At 43.1% G+C, this 17,538-nt stretch carries 16 protein-coding genes; 6 read left to right on the top strand and 10 right to left on the bottom strand.

Annotated elements, in window-relative coordinates:
• The first annotated feature begins 144 nt into the window (after nt 1-144).
• Nucleotides 145-1,050: a hypothetical protein gene (locus WC848_00155; protein ID MFA5961084.1), complete on the top strand. Its 906-nt coding sequence runs from the start codon at nt 145-147 to the stop codon at nt 1,048-1,050.
• Between the two features lie 248 nt (nt 1,051-1,298).
• Here the strand turns inward: WC848_00155 and WC848_00150 are convergent, their stop codons facing one another.
• Nucleotides 1,299-2,639 carry an O-antigen ligase family protein gene (locus WC848_00150; protein MFA5961083.1) on the bottom strand — a complete coding sequence of 447 codons (1,341 nt, stop codon included), beginning with the start codon at nt 2,637-2,639 and terminating at the stop codon, nt 1,299-1,301.
• A gap of 201 nt (nt 2,640-2,840) precedes the next feature.
• On the opposite strand from WC848_00150, the gene WC848_00145 reads away from it, so the two are divergent.
• Complete coding sequence (locus WC848_00145; GenBank protein MFA5961082.1) at nt 2,841-4,100, top strand: glycosyltransferase; 1,260 nt, start codon at nt 2,841-2,843, stop codon at nt 4,098-4,100.
• Here WC848_00145 and WC848_00140 read toward each other — a convergent pair.
• The gene (locus WC848_00140) at nt 4,079-5,251 is read right to left on the bottom strand and encodes a glycosyltransferase family 4 protein (GenBank protein ID MFA5961081.1); all 1,173 of its coding nucleotides are present in this window, start codon (nt 5,249-5,251) and stop codon (nt 4,079-4,081) included. The genes WC848_00145 and WC848_00140 overlap by 22 nt on opposite strands.
• A gap of 155 nt (nt 5,252-5,406) precedes the next feature.
• Here WC848_00140 and WC848_00135 point away from each other — a divergent pair, with 155 nt between their 5' ends.
• The gene (locus WC848_00135; protein MFA5961080.1) at nt 5,407-6,771 is read left to right on the top strand and encodes a DUF4012 domain-containing protein; all 1,365 of its coding nucleotides are present in this window, start codon (nt 5,407-5,409) and stop codon (nt 6,769-6,771) included.
• Between the two features lie 235 nt (nt 6,772-7,006).
• Here WC848_00135 and WC848_00130 read toward each other — a convergent pair whose 3' ends face one another.
• Entirely contained in the window at nt 7,007-8,503 is a 1,497-nt protein-coding gene (locus WC848_00130; protein ID MFA5961079.1) for a hypothetical protein, read from the bottom strand.
• 63 nt (nt 8,504-8,566) lie between these two features.
• On the opposite strand from WC848_00130, the gene WC848_00125 reads away from it, so the two are divergent.
• The 3 genes from WC848_00125 (at nt 8,567) to WC848_00115 (ending at nt 10,858) form a co-directional block, all read left to right on the top strand.
• Nucleotides 8,567-9,322, top strand: a complete 756-nt coding sequence (locus WC848_00125; protein MFA5961078.1) for a hypothetical protein — start codon at nt 8,567-8,569, stop codon at nt 9,320-9,322.
• Nucleotides 9,323-9,393: 71 nt separating this feature from the next.
• On the top strand, nt 9,394-9,702 hold the full coding sequence (gene rplU, locus WC848_00120) for a 50S ribosomal protein L21 (GenBank protein MFA5961077.1): 309 nt from the start codon (nt 9,394-9,396) through the stop codon (nt 9,700-9,702).
• Between the two features lie 121 nt (nt 9,703-9,823).
• Nucleotides 9,824-10,858 (top strand): hypothetical protein, encoded by a 1,035-nt coding sequence (locus tag WC848_00115; GenBank protein MFA5961076.1) that lies wholly within the window; start codon nt 9,824-9,826, stop codon nt 10,856-10,858.
• Between the two features lie 47 nt (nt 10,859-10,905).
• On the opposite strand, the gene recR is transcribed toward WC848_00115, so the two are convergent.
• The 7 genes from recR to WC848_00080 form a co-directional block, all read right to left on the bottom strand.
• Nucleotides 10,906-11,502 (bottom strand): recombination mediator RecR, encoded by a 597-nt coding sequence (recR, locus tag WC848_00110; protein ID MFA5961075.1) that lies wholly within the window; start codon nt 11,500-11,502, stop codon nt 10,906-10,908.
• 113 nt (nt 11,503-11,615) lie between these two features.
• The gene (gene dnaB / locus WC848_00105) at nt 11,616-12,977 is read right to left on the bottom strand and encodes a replicative DNA helicase (protein MFA5961074.1); all 1,362 of its coding nucleotides are present in this window, start codon (nt 12,975-12,977) and stop codon (nt 11,616-11,618) included.
• A gap of 79 nt (nt 12,978-13,056) precedes the next feature.
• Nucleotides 13,057-14,076, bottom strand: a complete 1,020-nt coding sequence (locus WC848_00100; protein ID MFA5961073.1) for a tRNA-dihydrouridine synthase — start codon at nt 14,074-14,076, stop codon at nt 13,057-13,059.
• Between the two features lie 240 nt (nt 14,077-14,316).
• Entirely contained in the window at nt 14,317-14,709 is a 393-nt protein-coding gene (locus WC848_00095) for a hypothetical protein (protein ID MFA5961072.1), read from the bottom strand.
• A 21-nt stretch (nt 14,710-14,730) separates the two neighbouring features.
• Nucleotides 14,731-15,006, bottom strand: a complete 276-nt coding sequence (locus WC848_00090; GenBank protein MFA5961071.1) for a hypothetical protein — start codon at nt 15,004-15,006, stop codon at nt 14,731-14,733.
• 1 nt (nt 15,007) lies between these two features.
• Nucleotides 15,008-16,438 (bottom strand): cysteine--tRNA ligase, encoded by a 1,431-nt coding sequence (cysS, locus tag WC848_00085; GenBank protein MFA5961070.1) that lies wholly within the window; start codon nt 16,436-16,438, stop codon nt 15,008-15,010.
• 134 nt (nt 16,439-16,572) lie between these two features.
• Nucleotides 16,573-17,478 (bottom strand): magnesium transporter CorA family protein, encoded by a 906-nt coding sequence (locus tag WC848_00080; GenBank protein MFA5961069.1) that lies wholly within the window; start codon nt 17,476-17,478, stop codon nt 16,573-16,575.
• Nucleotides 17,479-17,538: the final 60 nt, after the last annotated feature.

Here is a 17,538-nt window from a genome sequence, read left to right as displayed (position 1 = left end):
GAAGTTGTAGTATATTTTGAAATAGTGCTCTTTGACAAAATTCTAGCCACCAACACCAAAGTTAGCCAAATCAGCTGGTTTCGGGGTTGGTGGTTGGAAAAGTTTACAATAAAAAACACTCAAAACCCATAAGGAGGCAGTATCATGAGAAAACAGATCATCGTAGTGTTGGCAGTATTGGCAACGGTAGTCGGCGCTTCGTTTGCGCAGGCAGCAGGGAACGGGATAACAATGGAGCCCAACTGGGTGGAAACCACAGGCTCACCAGTTGCAAAGCAGAACTGGGTGGAAACCACGGGCTCAGAAATTAGAACTCGTAATGTAACAGTCAAGGGTGATTCAGTCCGTGTCTCCCTGGTTTTCAGGATCATTAATGACTATTCACCCAATTCCCAAGTGTCCACAATCATTGATCCTAATCAAGGTGAATATGTGATTGTCACCGGAGTAGGAGGATCAGAGCGGGTTCATTTTTCGCCGAAGTTGGTGGTAAAACTGGAAAAGCTTTCTGATAATCCACGGGCGGGAGCGGGGCTGATGGATATGAATATCTGCCCAACCCAGGCGCGCCAACTGTCAACAGTTATTGGGCCGATGCGGACGACTCACGAGCCTATGAGAGCAGTCGAGAGCAAATCGATTTGTGATCAGAAAGGCGGTTGCTATAACGGCAAGGTTCTCATTGGAGACTACCAAACCCTCGTTCCGTACAATGGAGTGCGTCTCGTGAGTAATACGGGGAATCACAAATACCCTGAGAATTCCGTCAGCTTTAAGGTTGAAGGGCACATTAAAAATATTGACGGATGGACTTATGGTAAAGATTGGGGCCCGACCATCGTTCTTCGGAATGTTACGATGGAAAACCCAATCCAGTTGATTGATGTAAACGCTGGGTGTATCCTTGCTTATCTTGAGAAGATTACTGCTCTCAAGCGAGGAACGCCGATAATTAAGGATGGCGATTCGTGTTACGAGGTAGTTATCCTTCGGGATGGCACCATTTATAAAAACGAGTCACCGCCCGAAGCACGTTTTTTTAAAAATTAACAGCCAACCACCGAAGTATCGAAAACAGAGCCCGCTAGGATCTATATCCAAAGCGGGCTCTCATTATTTTTACGGATATACCCCTTCTCCATTAGGGAGAAGGTGGCCGAAGGCCGGATGAGGGAGGGGACTTAATGATATAGCTGAACTATTATTTTTAGATTGCGTGTGGCATAAAGCCCTTTTCCCTCACCTGTCACGAGTACGTGACATCCTCTCCCTAAGGGCGAGGAGGGAATATTTGTAATTTATTTGGCCAACTTTTTCTGCGCATGAAGTGCCAGGGCGACGGCAACTAGGCTCCACATCGTCCATTGCGTGACCGTTTCACGCAGTGTGTTATTGGTCAGAGAAAAACTTAAAATAGCGATGAATAATGCTAAGACGAATAATTCGAAATCCTTGTTCCAAGGATTTTTTTCTTTTCTATAATTTACAACTAATTTAAACAGCGTGACCATAATTAGGAAGAAATAGGCGATGGCGCCGAGGATGCCAGTTTCCAGAGCAACGCGGAGGAAGTCGTTGTGCGTGTAGGGATTGCCGGCGTTGTAGCCGAATTCGTTTTCAAAGGCAACTGTTTCTGTTCCGATGCCATAGCCAGTCAGGGGCTTTTTGAGGAACAGTCCGGACATTCTTTCCCATTGAGCGAATCTCCAACGAACTGAGCTGTCAGCCGGGGGGTTATAGATATCCTCCACGCGGTTTTGGATCGTTTCAGAGACGGAAAAGATGAAGAGCATTGTGAAGATTAAACCTAAAAGCGCTTTGGGATATTTGATGGCTGTGAGGATGAATAGGAAGATCAGAAAAGCCAACCAAGCTCCGCGACAATAGGTCTGGATCAATAGAAAAATGCCCCAAACGATCATTGTACCGAGGAATAATTTTTGGCGGGGCAGTTTTTCTTGGGTGAAGAAAAAAATGGCTACGACAAGGACGATGAAGACAAAAGAAGCAAAAGGATTGGGATGGCTGAATGTGCCAAACAATCGACTCTCAATCCCTTCTGTTCCCCCCAGTCCTGTTCCGGTGACCAGTTGATAAGTGGCAAACAGAAACGGAATGATGGCGGAATAGATTATACTGTAGGCGAGGTTGTTATAGTCTTTTTCTATCTTCACAACAATGAAGATGGAAACGAAAATGAGGAAAATGCTCATGATTCTGATTATTTCATAGAGACTAGCTGGAATGTCAATTGAGAAAAGTATGCTTAGGGTAATGAGAGCAAGAAAAATGAGCCAATATTTTTTCAGTGGCACAAATTTTAGTTGAGCAATATTTTTGAGGATAAAGAGAGATAGAAGAAGAACGACAAGTGAGCCAAAAATAGCGGAAGAATTGATGTTGATATTTCGGAAAGATATGCTGAAAGTGTCGCTAAATTTATCAATCGCCGGTCGGATAAACAGGATCAAAAAAATGCCCCATTTTGGGCGATGAAGAAAGGCCGTGAAAAGCATAAGTCCGAGAGTGAGGACGGAATCGGTGATGAGTGGCTCGGAAGAAAAAAAGCCCAAAAACAAAATGGCGACCAATCCGCCCATAAAAATCGCTCCGGCTATCCTTTTGGAAACTAGCTCCATAATTTTTAGGACTTACGCATTTACCAAAAAGTTATTCTAAAAGCGACGTTTCCTCTTTTAGGCTAGTCTTCTGCTGGTTTACTGAGGGACTTTTTCCGTTAAAGAGGGATGCTCGTGCGAACAACTCTTTGGCAAACGCGTAAGTCCTGATTTTGATTATCCTTTAGTTTAGTCTATAATACAAATGAAAGTTTGTAAATTATGAGAATCCTCCAGGTTCACAAATATTTTACCCGAAAAAGAGGCGGCGGATCGGTGACGGCTTTTTTTGAGCTGCTAAAAATGTTTTCCCAAAGAAGCCATGAAGTAATTGTGTTTTCAATGCAAGACCGAGACAATGAGCCGTCGCCATATGCGAAATATTTTACTGAGCATTTTGACTTGAATGAAAAAACGGGACTAGGAGAAAAATTGAAACGAGCCTCGAAATTTCTCTATAATTTTGAAGCGAAGCGAAAATTGGAAGAATTGATCATCGCGGAAAAGCCCGAGATCGCTCACTTGCACAATATCTATCACTATCTCAGTCCAGCGATTATTGATACGTTGAAAAAGCACAATATTCCGATCGTCATGACGTTGCATGCTTACAAGGAAATCTGTCCGAATTACAAGTTATTTGTCAAAGGTAAACTTTGCGAAAGATGCAAAGGAGGGAAATATTATCATTGTCTGGCCAATAGGTGCCTCAAGGATTCTTTTTCGGGCAGTTTTTTGGCGATGCTGGAAGCTTATCTGCATAAATTTTTGGGGAGCTATGCGAAGGTGGATAGGTTCATTTCACCCAGTGAGTTTGTGAAAAAAAAGTATGTCGAGTTTGGTGTCCCGGCAGAAAAGATTGTTGTCATTCGGAATCCGATCGAAATTGGACAGATCAAAAAAGAAATGGATAATAGTCTTGCAGAGAAAAACTTTTTTCTCTATTATGGCAGAATTTCTGAGGAGAAGGGGATTGCTGATCTGATTCGGGCTGTGGCGAAATTGGAGAAAGAGGGAGCACTGGGAGAAAATGAATTGCGTATTGTCGGCAAAGGTTCCCAAGAGCAAGCACTCAAAAAACTAGTCAAGGATTTAGAATTGGAAGGAAAGGTAAGATTTATCGGTTTTAAGTCAGGCAAGGAACTGATTGATTTGGTCAGTCAGGCTAAGTTTATCGTGGTACCTTCTATTTGGTATGACAATTCTCCTATGGTTGTCACTGAGGCTCAAATTGCCCGCAGGCCGGTCATTGTATCTGATCTAGGTGGAACTAGCGAGTCAATCATCGCTCATGAAACAGGTTTCGTTTTTGAAGCAGGGAACGTCGATGATCTAGCTGGGAAGATCAAAAAAACACTCCGCCTTTCGAAAGCAGAGCGTTTTTCCATGGGACAATATGGCTACGAGAATATTTTGAAAATCAATGACGAAGAAATGCTCTATTGGGAAATGATCAGTCTTTACGAAAGTCTTTTGCGTTGAAAAATAAAGCGACGGCTATTTTTTTCTTGCAGCAAAGCCGAATAAAGCTTTAGGGTCCGGGAAACGTTTTCATCCCAGCTGTAATTTTTCTCCACCGATTGCTTGGCTAAGAGGCCAAGTCTTTTTGTGTTTTCGGGATTACTTGCCGCCAGGATGAGCATTTTTTCTAAGTCGGAGGCGTTGCTATTTTCGAATGTCAGTCCATTGTCTTCAACGACTATCGTGTTTTCCGGGATGCTGCTGATAATCGGTGCGAGGCCATAACCCATCGCTTCAAGCAGGACATTAGAAAGCCCTTCTGCCTCTGAAGGCAGGACGAAAGCAAAAGCATTAGCATAGAGTTGCGCGAGGGATGCACCAGACTGGCTTCCAGTGAAAATGATATCTGCATCCGCTTCGGCGATTTTTTTCAGATAAGTGACATAGTCGTCCGTATAAGCGCTATCACCGACGATGGCTAATTTGAGATTTTCGGGAAGCGCGTGTTTTTTCTTGGCGCTTTTGAATGCCTCAATTAAGTAATGGATACCTTTGTGACGGACCAATCTTGCGACAGTGAGGAAATAGTGATTTTTCTCCAAGTCCCATTTATCAAGCTCATCAGTTTCATTGGTCGGCATGATGGCGGATCCATTGTGGATGACTGTGATATGCTCATTGCCATATTTTTCCCTTGAATGCTCTTTGATGAGTTTACTGACAGAAATCGTTCGGTCGGGAACTTTGTTTATGACAAATTCTCCAAAGCGTAAATAGGCTCTGGCGATGCGTCCCCATTTTTGGTGTTTTTCATCTCGGGAATTAAAAGTTGCCACCAGTCCAGTGCTTGGATTAAAAAGCTTCATTATCCAACATAGAGAAGATGGTCCAGGTGCTTGGTAATGGACGATATCATATTTTTGGAAAATCGCGTGAAGGCTGGCAATTAGTGTGTGAGTGATTGCTCCCAGATTTTTCGTTTCAACGCAAGGAAGATAGATTATCTTTACGCCTTTATATTCAGAAATTAGTTCTGAAGCATAATTTTTTCTCGCATAAACAAAAACCTCATGACCAAGTTTGGCCATTCTTGTCGCTAGCTCCTGAACTCTTCTTTCTACCCCACCAGAGCTCACAGGAATACCTTTTTGTCCGATAAATGCGATTTTCATACGCCTTCAGGCTAAATTTATTTAACCTAAGATTGTAGCATATTAATGGACAAAAGTCAAGTCGTCTCATATTGGGTTGCTTGACAAATGGGGGATTTTAGTGTAGGATGGACAGTTAATATAATTTGGATTAAAAAGCTTTAAACATTGACCTTATGCAAAGAAAAAACCGCAATTTTATCATCTTTTGGATCTTTGCCGTGATATTCCTCACCGGCTGGTATTCCTATTGGCAAGTTAAGAGCAATAAGGAATTCGGAACGATCAGCTCAGTGATCAACTTCCTTCCAATGGACGAACTGAAAAAAGCCAAGTTCAAAACGATGGCTAGTTTCGCCGAGTATCTGTTTGAGAAGGATGGTGAAGAAAAAACCTTTATGTTGATGTTCCAAAATAATATGGAACTGCGGCCGGGCGGTGGATACATCGGATCGTTTGGAATTTTGAAAATGCAAGATGGGCAAGTGAAACAGTTGCAGACACATGACCTTTCTAATTTTGACGGTCGGGTGCCCAATGGTATCGTGCCACCTTATCCGATCAAAGAAGCGTTGAATGTGAAAGATTGGAAGCTTCGTGATTCTAACTGGTCACCGGATTTTCCGACGAATGCCCAGAAGGCCGATGAATTTTATCATCTTGGACAGGGGCAGGAAAATTTTGCTGGCGTGATTGCCATCAATAGCAATGTTCTCTTGTCTTTTCTCAAGGTGACCGGACCAGTGGAAATTCCCGGTTATCCAGGAACGTATGACAGTGAAAACGCTGTGAAGAATTTGGAGTATCAGGTAGAGAAAGGTTTTTATCAGCAAGGCCTGAAGATTGGTGAGCGCAAAGGTGTGATGAATCTTTTGGCTTCGGAAATTAAAAAGAAAGTATTTGATTTGAATATGCGCCAAAAACTGCAATTAGCGGAGATTATTTTAGACGATTTGAATCGCAAGGATATCCAGCTTTATTTTAAAGACGAAAATTTAGAAAGCCAGGCGCAGCGTGCTCAGTGGGATGGGGGTGTGGACAAGAATTGGGCGGGCGATTACCTGATGTTGGTCGATGCCAATATGGGATCGCTCAAAAGTGATTATTATCTGCGTCGCTCATTTAACTACACGATTGATCTCACGGGTGATGTGCCAAAAGCGGATCTGAAAATTACCTATAATCACACAGCCAAAGAAAAAGACTGGATGACGAAAGATTACCAGACGTATCTGCGGGCTTATGTTCCGCAAAGTAGCTGGCTTGTGAATTCACAAAACTTGGGCGAGCAAAAGTTTGGAGACGAACTGGGTAAGAAATATTTTGGGTCAATGTTTACCGTTCCATTGGGTCGGACCAAGACCGTCGAGTTTTCTTATACCTTGCCAAAAGTTACGGCGGAGAACTATGATCTTTTGATCCAACGCCAATCCGGATCGGGCGCTGTGACTGGGCAGGTGACGATAATTTATAAAAGCCAAAAGAAGATGATGTACGAGATCGATCTTTCAAAAGATTGGAAGTTGAGCGAGAATCAATAGGAAATGTGTCATCCCCGCGAAGGCGGGGATCCAGGCACCTCGAGCTAAAAATAAAGAAAAAACGAATTATTAAAATTCAAGACTTACTGAAATGGAGAGTTTGTCAGACTTGCAGTTCGATTTTCTAGAGTTTACACCTGGTGGAACCTGGATTCCCGCCGGAGTTTATCCTCGTGTAGACGGGGGCGGGAATGACACATATTAAAAATCCCCCTAAATATTCAGGGGGATTTTTTTATGCTCCACCGATGCCGAGGATTGGCGTGGCTTCGGGGAAGGTGACGGAGTTGAGGAAAGTCGCGCCATCTTTGTTGTCCGTGAAAAAGAGTTTTTCCAGGCCATTGTTGTGGATGACGAAGGGTGAATCTAGTTCGGTGCTGATAAGGTCTAGGCAATTACGATGATCCCGAGCATCGAGTTCGATAATCTTGGTATATTTTCCGACGCTAAAAATGATATGCTCATAGTCTTTGTACCATTGGACATTTTTGAGTGTTTCCGAATAGCGCGTGATGTTTTGCAGGTCATTTTCATTGCGGATTGGTTGGACGGTCCAGTCGCGTGTGTAGTAGACAGAAATTTCATTAGTGCTATAGAAAAGCAATTTTTTTCCATCATTGGAGAAATGCATCTCTTCCACTTGATCATCCAGAGAGCGGAAATATTCATCGCGGTCACCTTTGTTATAGATAAAAAGTTTTTTGTTTTGGCCTAGGAAGGCGATGCGTGATTCGTCATAGACGGTAATTCTGGTGATGATGGGGTTGCTGGCATCGGGGAAGCTTTCGGTGATTTGAACTTTTTCTGTTTTCCCGTCCAGGCTGGTTTTGAAAACAAGATTATTCGGTGTTTGGACGAAGTAGACGCCGTTATAGGACAAATCGTAGGCGCTCACATCGCTCGCAATTTGGACAATATCTGTCGCATCAGTAATATTAGCGCGGAAGAGTGATGTACCTTCGATAAAAAAGAGGTAGCCTTTTTCCTTGGGATCCCAGCGGACGTAGCGGAGATTATTTTTTCCTAAAAAGGTATTAAGATTCGTGACAGTATTGTTCGTCAGATCGATAATTTGATATGCAGATGACTGTTCGCTGTCGCTGGAACTGGAAGTGACGGGCGTATTTTTTTCCACCGGAACAGAGAGATAATTTTCGTCGGGTGACCATTCGATATTTTCTTTTTTGTCTTCGGAAAAAAGTTTCCAGCCTAGCAGATCGAAGCTGGCAGTTACAAGTTTGTTGCCAAGAGTTAGTTCTTTTACGGACAGGCCTTGAGCAGAGTTGGTCGTGAAGGCGACGGATTGATTTTTGGGCGAGGTAAAAAACTTATCAATCCCATCCGTTTGGTCGAAAATAGTGCGGGTGTAATTTTTTCTGGTAAGCACGACATTCCAAAATTCACTGGAAACTCCACTATGGACGTCGATTTTTTTGTCCCAAGGATAGTAGTCCGGGGCGGAAATTTGCAGTTCATAATCATCCGGGATCAGCCCAGAGAGATTAAAGGAGCTGTTGATCCGGTTGAGACTCGCTGTGTCATTGACTTTGCCATTCAGGGTGGCGACGATGTTTTGTGGATTGGATTTGAAGGAAATCGTTCCGCTATAGACAAAAACACCCCGGTGCCAATCGAAGCGATAACCGCGCGCCTGCAGGACGATAATGGGGGTAATTATGAAGAAAATGAGAACCAATGACCAAAAAAATAGGGTACGTTTGAATCTTTCCATAGCTAGATATTAGCGGGATTTTCAGTTTTTGTCTAGTCTGGCAGTTGATGGTATAATTCTTGTATGATTCGCAACAAAGAGATTTTATTAGTTGGAACGTTTTTTCTGGTCATCATTTTTTTTGGCGCTATTTTTTGGCATATTCTTGGCTCTGGAGACAGTGAAGCTTTTGATCAGATACGAAAAAATGCAGAAATTGTTCCAATAAAAAAAACAACTGTAGCTACCCCGGCCACAACTGCTCCGGCCACGGCAGCTACATCAGGCGTTCCACCTGTCCCGGCTACATCGCCAATCGGTAGTGAAACGACTATGCCGTCCGAAATGCAAAATACTACTCCGGAAATTCCTGATCCTTCTGTCAAAAAAAATGATGATCCAATCGATCCTACTTCCCGAAAAACACCAGATGATATGGCGGATTGGAAAGTCTACGAGGAGGCAGAAAATATTTTTGAATTCAAATATCCTGCCGATGCTCAAGTCGTTCCGAGTGGAGATTTGATCCGCGTTTCTCAAAACGATAAAACTTGGAAGTTTCGAGTTTTTGATAATAAAGATAAGACTGATTTGCAGGCCTGGTATAATGCGGAATTTTCGGAAAAAGAGCGGACGAATTGCACGATGACAGATTCAACTTTGAAGGTGGCGAGTTATGAGATGAAATATGTCAATCCAAATTCTGGCACAATAGCTTGCGGTAAGGCGGGCTATTTCGCCATCAGCACGGACAAGAAGAATGTACTGCGGGTGGAGCTGGGAGAGGAAACGGTTGAAAATGCCAACAAGATCTTGGCGACTTTCAAATTTGAGGAATGAGATTTGACAGGAGGCGATAAATGCGCTATATTAGCTAAGTTAAAGCTTTAATCCATTAGCGATATTTTATTATGTTGGCAATTATCAAAACCGGCGGCAAGCAGTACAAAGTCAAAGTCGGAGACAAAATTAAGGTTGAAAAGCTGGAAGACGCGATTGACAGCGTGATTGTTTTCCCAGAGGTGCTTTTTGTGGGCGATGAAAAAGAGATCAAGGTCGGTACACCTTTTCTAACAGGCGCGAAAGTGGAAGGCAAGATCCTGCGCACCGAGCAGGGCGACAAGGTGACCGGCATCAAATTCAAAGCTAAGAAAAGATACAAGGTAAAATTTGGACACCGCCAAATCTTTACAGAAGTGGAGATTACTAAGATTGCTTAGGTTTTCTTTAGGATATAAAAAAGACTCGGGCTAGAATGGCTCGAGTTTTTTGTTTTGTAAATTGGACAGATGTATATTTTTTTGATATAAGTAAGATGTGATAAGATTAAAAAATAAAAAAATGGACAACAAAAAAATTCCCACCCATCTGGGAACAATTGTGATTGTGATTATCGCGATTACTGTTGGAGCGTTTGTGTGGCAGTATGAGAAAAATATGCCGGACAATGCGACTCAATCAGTAATGCCGGCTCCGGTTAAAAAAGCACCGGTGCAATCAGTTGTGGCTCAGTCAGAGGAAGTAATCCCTTCTAACATACCCGCTGATTGGAAAAATTATAAAAATGATAAACAGGGAATAGAATTTAGGTATCCTTCAGCAGGCATTGTTAGCGAAGATCAAGGCGTTGGTGGACTGAAGAGTGCATACGGTGTTTGTATCCATTTTTCCCTTGGAACTATTCTTATCTCTATTTTAAATTCCCCTGATTGTCCTCCAATCAGAACGGGAATTGGGATCGGCACTGAAATAAAAGATCTTCCTGGGGAAAGTGTAGTTATTGATGGAAAATCCTACAACATTGGAACAAAGGAGTTTATGGATAGTGATGGAAGTGAAAAGAAGGATTCTATTGAGGGAGAAATTGTAATCAGCGATGCAATGTCGGTAGGGTATTCTTATGATCCTAAGGAAGCTGGAAAATTTAGACAAATTATTTCCACTTTCAAATTCACCGATCAAAATGATGCTGATGATGCTGTGGTGTCGTCTACAGATTGGCAAACCTATACTGATGCACAACATGGGTTTGAATTTAAATATCCCGCAGGGTTTGTTGTTAAAAAAGATGAAGAAAGAAGTATTAGTATTTTAACAAAAGAGCAAAGCGTCAGTCGCATATCATCGCCGGCGTATGTCTACGTTAGTTATGATACTGACAATGGCATATTGCCTAAGGGCACAAAAATAAATTTTGCAGGAGGAGTTGCAATGGAAAGTATTACGAAGAGTGACAGCGGTGACTTTAGTGTAGCGTATCATATTTCTGTGGTTAAAAATGGATTTGATTACACTATTAGTTTTATGGATAAGGATAAAAATAGCTTGACCGAAAACGATAAGCGAATTATTTCATCATTCAAATTCACAAAATAAATTGGCAAAAAATAACACTAAAAAACTCGGACTGAATCCGAGTTTTTTTAAACTTCTCTTCTATTAGCCAGTGATGAGCTAAGCGTCAACTCATCAGCGTGTTCAATGTCAGCTCCGGTGGCAAGGCCTCTTGCTAGGCGGGTGATTTTTATTCCCTTGTCTTTTAGGGTTCTGGTGATATAGAGCGCAGTAGCATCACCCTCGGTCGTGGGGTTCATGGCGAGGATTACTTCAGTGATTTTTTCTTTTTCTACTCGGTTTTCCAGATCTTTGAGATGTAGATTTTCTGAGCCGACGGTTTTTTGGGGGCTCAAAACTCCGCCCAGGACATGGTAGAGTCCGGTATATTTTTTGGTTTTTTCAATGGCGAAAACATCCAGCGCATCTTCGACGACACAAATTGTGCCTTGATCACGGGAGCTATCCTGGCAGATTGAGCAGTATTCTTCTTCACTGATGTTCCAGCATTTTTTGCAGTGGCGGAGATTTTTTTTGAAATCTTCCAGGCTTTTGGCAAAATCGGACAATTTTTGATTGTCTTCTTTAAAGAGGAACAAGACTAAACGTTCGGCCATTTTAGGACCGATCGACGGCAGGGCTGCGAAGTTATCGATTAGTTTTTTGAAACTTTTGGGATACATAATAAATGAAAAATTAAAAAATCAAAATGGAAAATGACAATTTAAAATGCAAAATTATAAAAACCAATTTTTAATTTTGCATTGTCATTTTGATTTTTGAGATTTGCATTTTAAATTTACTCCGTGTGCACTCTTTCCAACGACTTAAATGTTGTCGAGGCTTCGTCGAAATAGAGGGACATTTTTCCGACGGGACCATTTCTGTGTTTGGCGATGTGGACTTCGACGATGTTTTTGTTGGGGGTGTCTGGTTTTTCGCGGTCTTCACGGTAAAGGAACATCACAATGTCGGCGTCTTGCTCAATCGAACCGGATTCACGAAGATCAGACAGTTTGGGGATTTGTGGACTACGTGATTCGACGTTACGCGACAACTGGGAAAGGGCGATGACAGGGATATTGAGTTCGCGAGCCAGTTGTTTTAGGGAGCGGGAAATTTCCGAAATTTCATTGACGCGGTTGTCTCCGCCAGTAGAACGGCCTTCCATTAGTTGCAAATAATCAATGATAATCATGCCCACGTTGTGCTCCATTTGGAGGCGTCGCGCCATGGTACGGATTTCCATAATATTGGCGGAACCAGCGTCATCAATGAAAATCTGGGCTTCAGAGAGCACGCCCATTGCTTCCCCGATCCGCTGAAAGTCATTGTCACCTTCAGCCGTTTTGAGGCGTCCCGTGCGCAAACGCCACAAATCTACGCCGGATTGAGCGGCCAGCATCCTATCAATCAATTGGTCGGAACCCATTTCCAAAGAAAAAATACCAATCGGAATTTTTTCTTTGACCGCGATGAGGCGGGCAAAATCCAAAGCAAGGGTAGTTTTTCCGATACTCGGCCTGGCAGCCAAAATGATGAGATCGGATTTTTGGAAACCGGCGAGAATGTTATTGAGATCCGGGTAGCCAGTCGGGATTCCACGCAATTGATGATCACCTTTATGCAGTTCGTCGATGCGGTTGAAGGCCGCTTCCAAAATGGAGCGGATCGGCACAAAATCTTGTTTGATATATTTTTGCGAAACGGCGAACAATTTTTGTTCCGCTTCGTCGAGCAGTTTGTCGACGTCTTCTTCTTCGTGATAACCCAGCTCAACAATTTCACTGGCGGTCTCGATTAATTTTCTCAAGGTGGATTTTTTTTGCACCACTTTGGCATAGTGCGAAACGTTGGAACTGGAGGGAACGGTGTTGACGAGCGTGGCAAGATAACTTGATCCGCCGATAGCATCCAGTTGGCCTTTTTCTTCCAAGCGATTAGAAAGAGAGAGAACATCAATCGGCTCGCGTTTTTCATAGAGGTCGAGCATCGTTTCGAAAATGATATTGTGGATGTCTTTATAGAAATCACCTTGGCGGATGAGGTTGGCTACGCGGATAATGGCGTCTTTGTCCAGCATCAAAGCACCGAGTACGGATTTTTCCGCGTCGATGTTTTGAGGGGGCATTTTGAGATCTTTGGATTCGTTTTTGTCCATAGCTTTCCTATTGTATCAAGAGAAAGCTAAATGGGCAACTTGCACTTTTGCCCAGTTTATGCAATGATTGTGCACATTTTTATTTCAAAATCTCCTTGATTTCTGCAAGACTTTCGGCGCGAACCAGTTTTTGACGTAGTTCGGCGGCACCAGGAAAACCTTTGATGTACCAGACAAGATGCTTTCTGATTTCTAGTTTGCCCATTTCGTTCTTGTCAGCATAAATCAGTTTGGCGTGTTCGAGCATTATTTTTTTGATTTTGGAAAAGGGGTAAACTGAATGCATGGAAACTCGAGAAGTAGTTTCACTGGAGGTTCCAGTGAGTAGATCCTTCGACTTCGCTCCACTTCGCTCAGGATGACAGTGCTCAGTTATTTTTTTGATTTGTTCAAAAAGATACGGCTTGCCCCAGGCGCCTCTGGCAATTCCGAGGCCGTCAATTTCTGGATATTTTTGCAAAACTTCTAAAGCGTTTTCGGGCGTGGTGATTCCGCCATTGCCTAGGACAATTTTTTCAGGAATAATTTTTTTGATCTGGGAAATGATTTCCCAATCGACTGAGCCGGAAAATCCGCCTTCGTATGTTCGGCCGTGCACCATTACAGTGGAGTAGGGGAGGTCTTTGGTTTTTTCGATAAACTCCAGGGCATCAAGATTTTTTAGGCCGGCGCGGATTTTGATCGATACGGGCAAATTAGTATTGTTACAAACAGCCGAGATGATTTTGCGAGCGAGTTCAATCTGAGGCATCAGGGCACAGCCAGAACCGTGCTTGAAAACTTTTTTGGCGGGACAACCGAAATTGATGTCAATGCCATCTGGTCTGACTTCTTTGGTAATAATTTTGGTGGCTACGGCGAAATGTTCCGGATTGTTGCCGAACAGTTGAACGACATAGGGACGCTCCTGTTTATTGAATCTAACCAGTTCCAGGGTCTTCCCAGGCTTAAAAAACAGCGCGCTGACGCTTGCCATCTCCGAATAAGTCACATCGGCGCCATGCGCCCGGCAAATCTGCCTAAAAGCGCTGTCCGTGATGCCGGCCATGGGTGCTAGAGCAAGGATGGGACGGGGTAGTTTTAGCCAAAATTTTTGCATTAGATAAAATGGGAACGGATTTCTATATCCGTTCCTTTTGAAGTTTATTTGATCTTTAATTATATCAGGACTTACGCGTTTGTCTGGGAAAAGTTCGCATGGTAATGATTTTTAGCATGCTCAGACTCTTGGTAAACCAAAGAGGGAAAGTCAATAAGCGAAAAACCGTGCTTTTAGAATTATTTCCAGGCAAATGCGTAAGTCCTATATATGGCCACAATAGCTCTATCGGGTTAAATTTTAAATGTTAGTTTCGTATCCCTTTTTTCCAGTGATATAGAATAAAAACATGAGCATCGCTGATAAGTCGTGTTTAGAAGGGATGGATTTTTCAGAAAAGTTAGGGTCGGTGGTAATTTTCACTAATTCGTTTAATCTTTCATCAGGGAACGCTGAAAGCTTGATAAGCTTGGTTCTTTCATCAACCGTACGTTTATCAAAAGATTCTCTCCATCCCGCCATAACTTTTTGATCGCGAAAATCCCGAATGTCTTTTGGATCTATTTTTCCGTCGAGATCAGCTATGACATCCCAGATAAAGGCTGCGGCATCTTTTTGTTTTAGTGGTACCTCTGATAATAATTCCTGTGATGGACCTGGCAATGGACTGGATTGGGTTTCTGCTTCGAACATGGCGGTGTGAAATTATAATTATTACATTGTTACTCGAATTCCGTCTCCGGTTTCTTCTAGTTTAAAGCCTAAATCAAGAATGTCCTTTTTGAGACTGTCCACTTTTTTACCCGCCAAAGCCTCGGCGTCGGATGAGCTTTTTGTGGTAGAAGCTTCTATAGAAGCTTCTACGGAATCTTCCTCGGAATTAGCAGTGTCGTCAGCAGGCGCTGTAGCAGTTGAATCATCCTCGACTATTTCTTCCTCATCTCCACCGCAATGATGCGGGCACTGCGAGCAATCGCAAAAATCATCCATATTATTTTAGCTTGAGTGAATAATTATTATCTTTTAAATCTTCCACGACATAACCTCGGTCTTCAATTTCTTCGCGCAAATCATCGGAAAGTTGAAAATCTTTTTCTTCTCTGGCTTGTTTTCTTCTTTCGGCGAGGATTGTTATGTTTTCCGGAATTACTACAACCCTTGCAATCACCAATCCCAGCACTTTATTGATCCGATGCCAAAAATTCAAAATTTCCTTGGCGGTGGCGGGGGATAATTTATCATCCGTTAGTAGTTTGTTGGTTTCTGTGATCAGCTCATAGATCACGCTCAGTGCGAGCGGGGTATTGAGATCATCATCCATCGCTTCTTCAAAACGTTTTTGGTAGATGTGCGTGAAGCTGATTTCCGGTTTTTCGTCTGGTGCGTCGGCGGAGATGGTTTGCAAATTATTGATCCAGGCGGTGATTTTTTGAAAATTACTTTTGGCTTGCTCCATCGAATCCCAAGTGAAATTCATCTGGCTCCGGTAATGTGAGGAAAGGATTAGAATACGCAGATCCATTGCGGAATAACCTTTTTCCAAAACATCGTCCAAGCGGTAGAAATTGCCTTTAGATTTGGACATTTTTTTCCCGTCGACCATGAGCAGTCTCGTGTGCAGCCAATAATTGACGAATTTTTTACCGGAAAAACATTCGCTCTGGGCAATTTCCGCTTCGTGGTGGGGAAAAATATTGTCCTCGCCACCAGTGTGGATGTCGAAGGTGTCACCCAAATATTCCGAGCTCATGGCGGTACATTCGATGTGCCAGCCTGGGTAGCCGACCGACCAAGGGGAATCAAATTTCATCAGGTGCTCTTTGGGCGCGCGGAGCCAGAGAGCAAAATCCCAAGAATCCTCCTTGTCGGGATGTTCTTCGAGCCGGGCGCCGACTTTTAAATTTTCCAGAGTATTGCCAGAAAGTTTTCCATAGGCGGGAAATTTTTTGACGCTGAAAAAAACATTGCCGTTTTTCTCATAAGCGAAACCTTTTTCTATGAGGCCGGTAATGGTTTTGATCATTTGGGGAATGTGGGCGGTAGCGCGGGGGAAAAAATGCGCGGGCAGGATATTGATCTGTTTTTCTACTTCACGGAAATAGTTTTCATAAAATTCTGCGATTTCAGCAGGGGATTTTTTTTCGGCGAGTGCTTTTTTTTCCATCTTGTCCTCGCCGCTATCGCCCTGGGCGATGTCGTCATCAGTCAGGTGGCCGACGTCGGTGATATTTTTGATGTGGCGGACTTCATAGCCGAGATAACTAAGGTAGCGGCGCAAGGTGTCGGCGGTCATGTAGGATTTGATGTTGCCGATGTGGATATAGTCATAGACGGTCGGGCCGCAAGTATAAAAACCGACCTTGCCGGCATGGATCGGTTTGAATTCTTCCTTTGTACGGGCGAGGGTGTTGTATAGTTTCATATTCTGTATTTTATGGAAGCTGGTATTTTTTAATTGACCTAATTATTCTAATTGATCTAAATAAATCCCAAAAACTAATTAACAAAAATTTCTTAGACTAATTAGGTTAATTAGAATAATTAGAAATTTAGAGGCTACAGCCACTTCCTGACCTTAAAAAAAGTGATCGTTGCCAGGGAGAGGGCGAACATGATGCTGAGATGGATCCAAAACGCATTGGGGTTTTTGCCGAACGGAATGTCCGCGCTCATGGCTAGGATGTTGGAGTAGACGGTCATTGGGAGCATTACGGCGGAAAAAATCGTGAGCACTTTCATGGTCATGTCGAGCTGGTTGGAAAGGAGGGAATTGTTCGTGGCTTCCAGTGACTCGATGGTTTCCTTGGCGCTTTCCAACATATTCCAAATACGGATATTGGTGCCGATGAGATCTTGGAAGTAGGGGCGCAGTTCACGTTCGATGAATTTGTGTTCTTGCGTCAATGATTCAAAGACGCTTTTTTGCGGTTTCATGGTGCGGCGAAAGTTCAGGATGTCTCTTTTGACTAGGGAAATTTCAAAGACCATTTCTTTTTCATGCTGGGCGAAAATTTCTTTTTCTACGAAATCCAGTTTTTTGGAGATATGATCCAAGCGCGGAAAGCAGGATTCCAAAAGCATTTCAAGTAGATAGCGCAAAAGCGCTGCCGGGCTTTGACTCATGTAGAGTTCGCGTTTTTTCTTGTTTTTTTTGACCTCGTTGAAAAATTCGCTCAGTTGGTAGATTTCCACATCGTGCGAAGTGATGAGGGTATTTTCGCAAATAACAATGTCCAGTTCGCCCGGGTAGGTAGTTTTGTTTTCGGAGTCGTAGAGCGGAATGTGGATGGCGAGATAGACGCAGTTGTCATATTCCGCCGCTTTGGGTCGGAGTGTTGGAGTGGAAAACTCTTCCACGACCAACGGATGCAGCTTGAATCTTTTTTGGATCTTTAAGATATCATCGGCATTGGGCTCCGCGAAATCGATCCAGCTGAACTTTTCGGTTTTTATTTCTTGCATAATTTTTTTTGACTCGCACGCCGTCGGCAGTAGCCTTTGGCGTCGTGATACCGTAGCCCC

It is taken from the genome of Parcubacteria group bacterium, assembly GCA_041659505.1.
Lineage (GTDB): Bacteria > Patescibacteriota > Minisyncoccia > Moranbacterales > UBA2206 > UBA9630.
Note: the sequence above shows the minus strand (reverse complement) of the source record. Positions and strands in the feature narration are given on the sequence as shown.

Bases quoted from the DNA above. Each gene is read 5' to 3' on its own strand.
- WC848_00155 (MFA5961084.1), top strand. From the start codon at position 145: ATGAGAAAACAGATCATCGTAGTGTTGGCAGTATTGGCAACGGTAGTC.
- WC848_00150 (MFA5961083.1), bottom strand. From the start codon at position 2,639: ATGGAGCTAGTTTCCAAAAGGATAGCCGGAGCGATTTTTATGGGCGGA.
- WC848_00145 (MFA5961082.1), top strand. From the start codon at position 2,841: ATGAGAATCCTCCAGGTTCACAAATATTTTACCCGAAAAAGAGGCGGC.
- WC848_00140 (MFA5961081.1), bottom strand. From the start codon at position 5,251: ATGAAAATCGCATTTATCGGACAAAAAGGTATTCCTGTGAGCTCTGGT.
- WC848_00135 (MFA5961080.1), top strand. From the start codon at position 5,407: ATGCAAAGAAAAAACCGCAATTTTATCATCTTTTGGATCTTTGCCGTG.
- WC848_00130 (MFA5961079.1), bottom strand. From the start codon at position 8,503: ATGGAAAGATTCAAACGTACCCTATTTTTTTGGTCATTGGTTCTCATT.
- WC848_00125 (MFA5961078.1), top strand. From the start codon at position 8,567: ATGATTCGCAACAAAGAGATTTTATTAGTTGGAACGTTTTTTCTGGTC.
- rplU (MFA5961077.1), top strand. From the start codon at position 9,394: ATGTTGGCAATTATCAAAACCGGCGGCAAGCAGTACAAAGTCAAAGTC.
- WC848_00115 (MFA5961076.1), top strand. From the start codon at position 9,824: ATGGACAACAAAAAAATTCCCACCCATCTGGGAACAATTGTGATTGTG.
- dnaB (MFA5961074.1), bottom strand. From the start codon at position 12,977: ATGGACAAAAACGAATCCAAAGATCTCAAAATGCCCCCTCAAAACATC.
- WC848_00100 (MFA5961073.1), bottom strand. From the start codon at position 14,076: ATGCAAAAATTTTGGCTAAAACTACCCCGTCCCATCCTTGCTCTAGCA.
- WC848_00095 (MFA5961072.1), bottom strand. From the start codon at position 14,709: ATGTTCGAAGCAGAAACCCAATCCAGTCCATTGCCAGGTCCATCACAG.
- WC848_00090 (MFA5961071.1), bottom strand. From the start codon at position 15,006: ATGGATGATTTTTGCGATTGCTCGCAGTGCCCGCATCATTGCGGTGGA.
- cysS (MFA5961070.1), bottom strand. From the start codon at position 16,438: ATGAAACTATACAACACCCTCGCCCGTACAAAGGAAGAATTCAAACCG.
- WC848_00080 (MFA5961069.1), bottom strand. From the start codon at position 17,478: ATGCAAGAAATAAAAACCGAAAAGTTCAGCTGGATCGATTTCGCGGAG.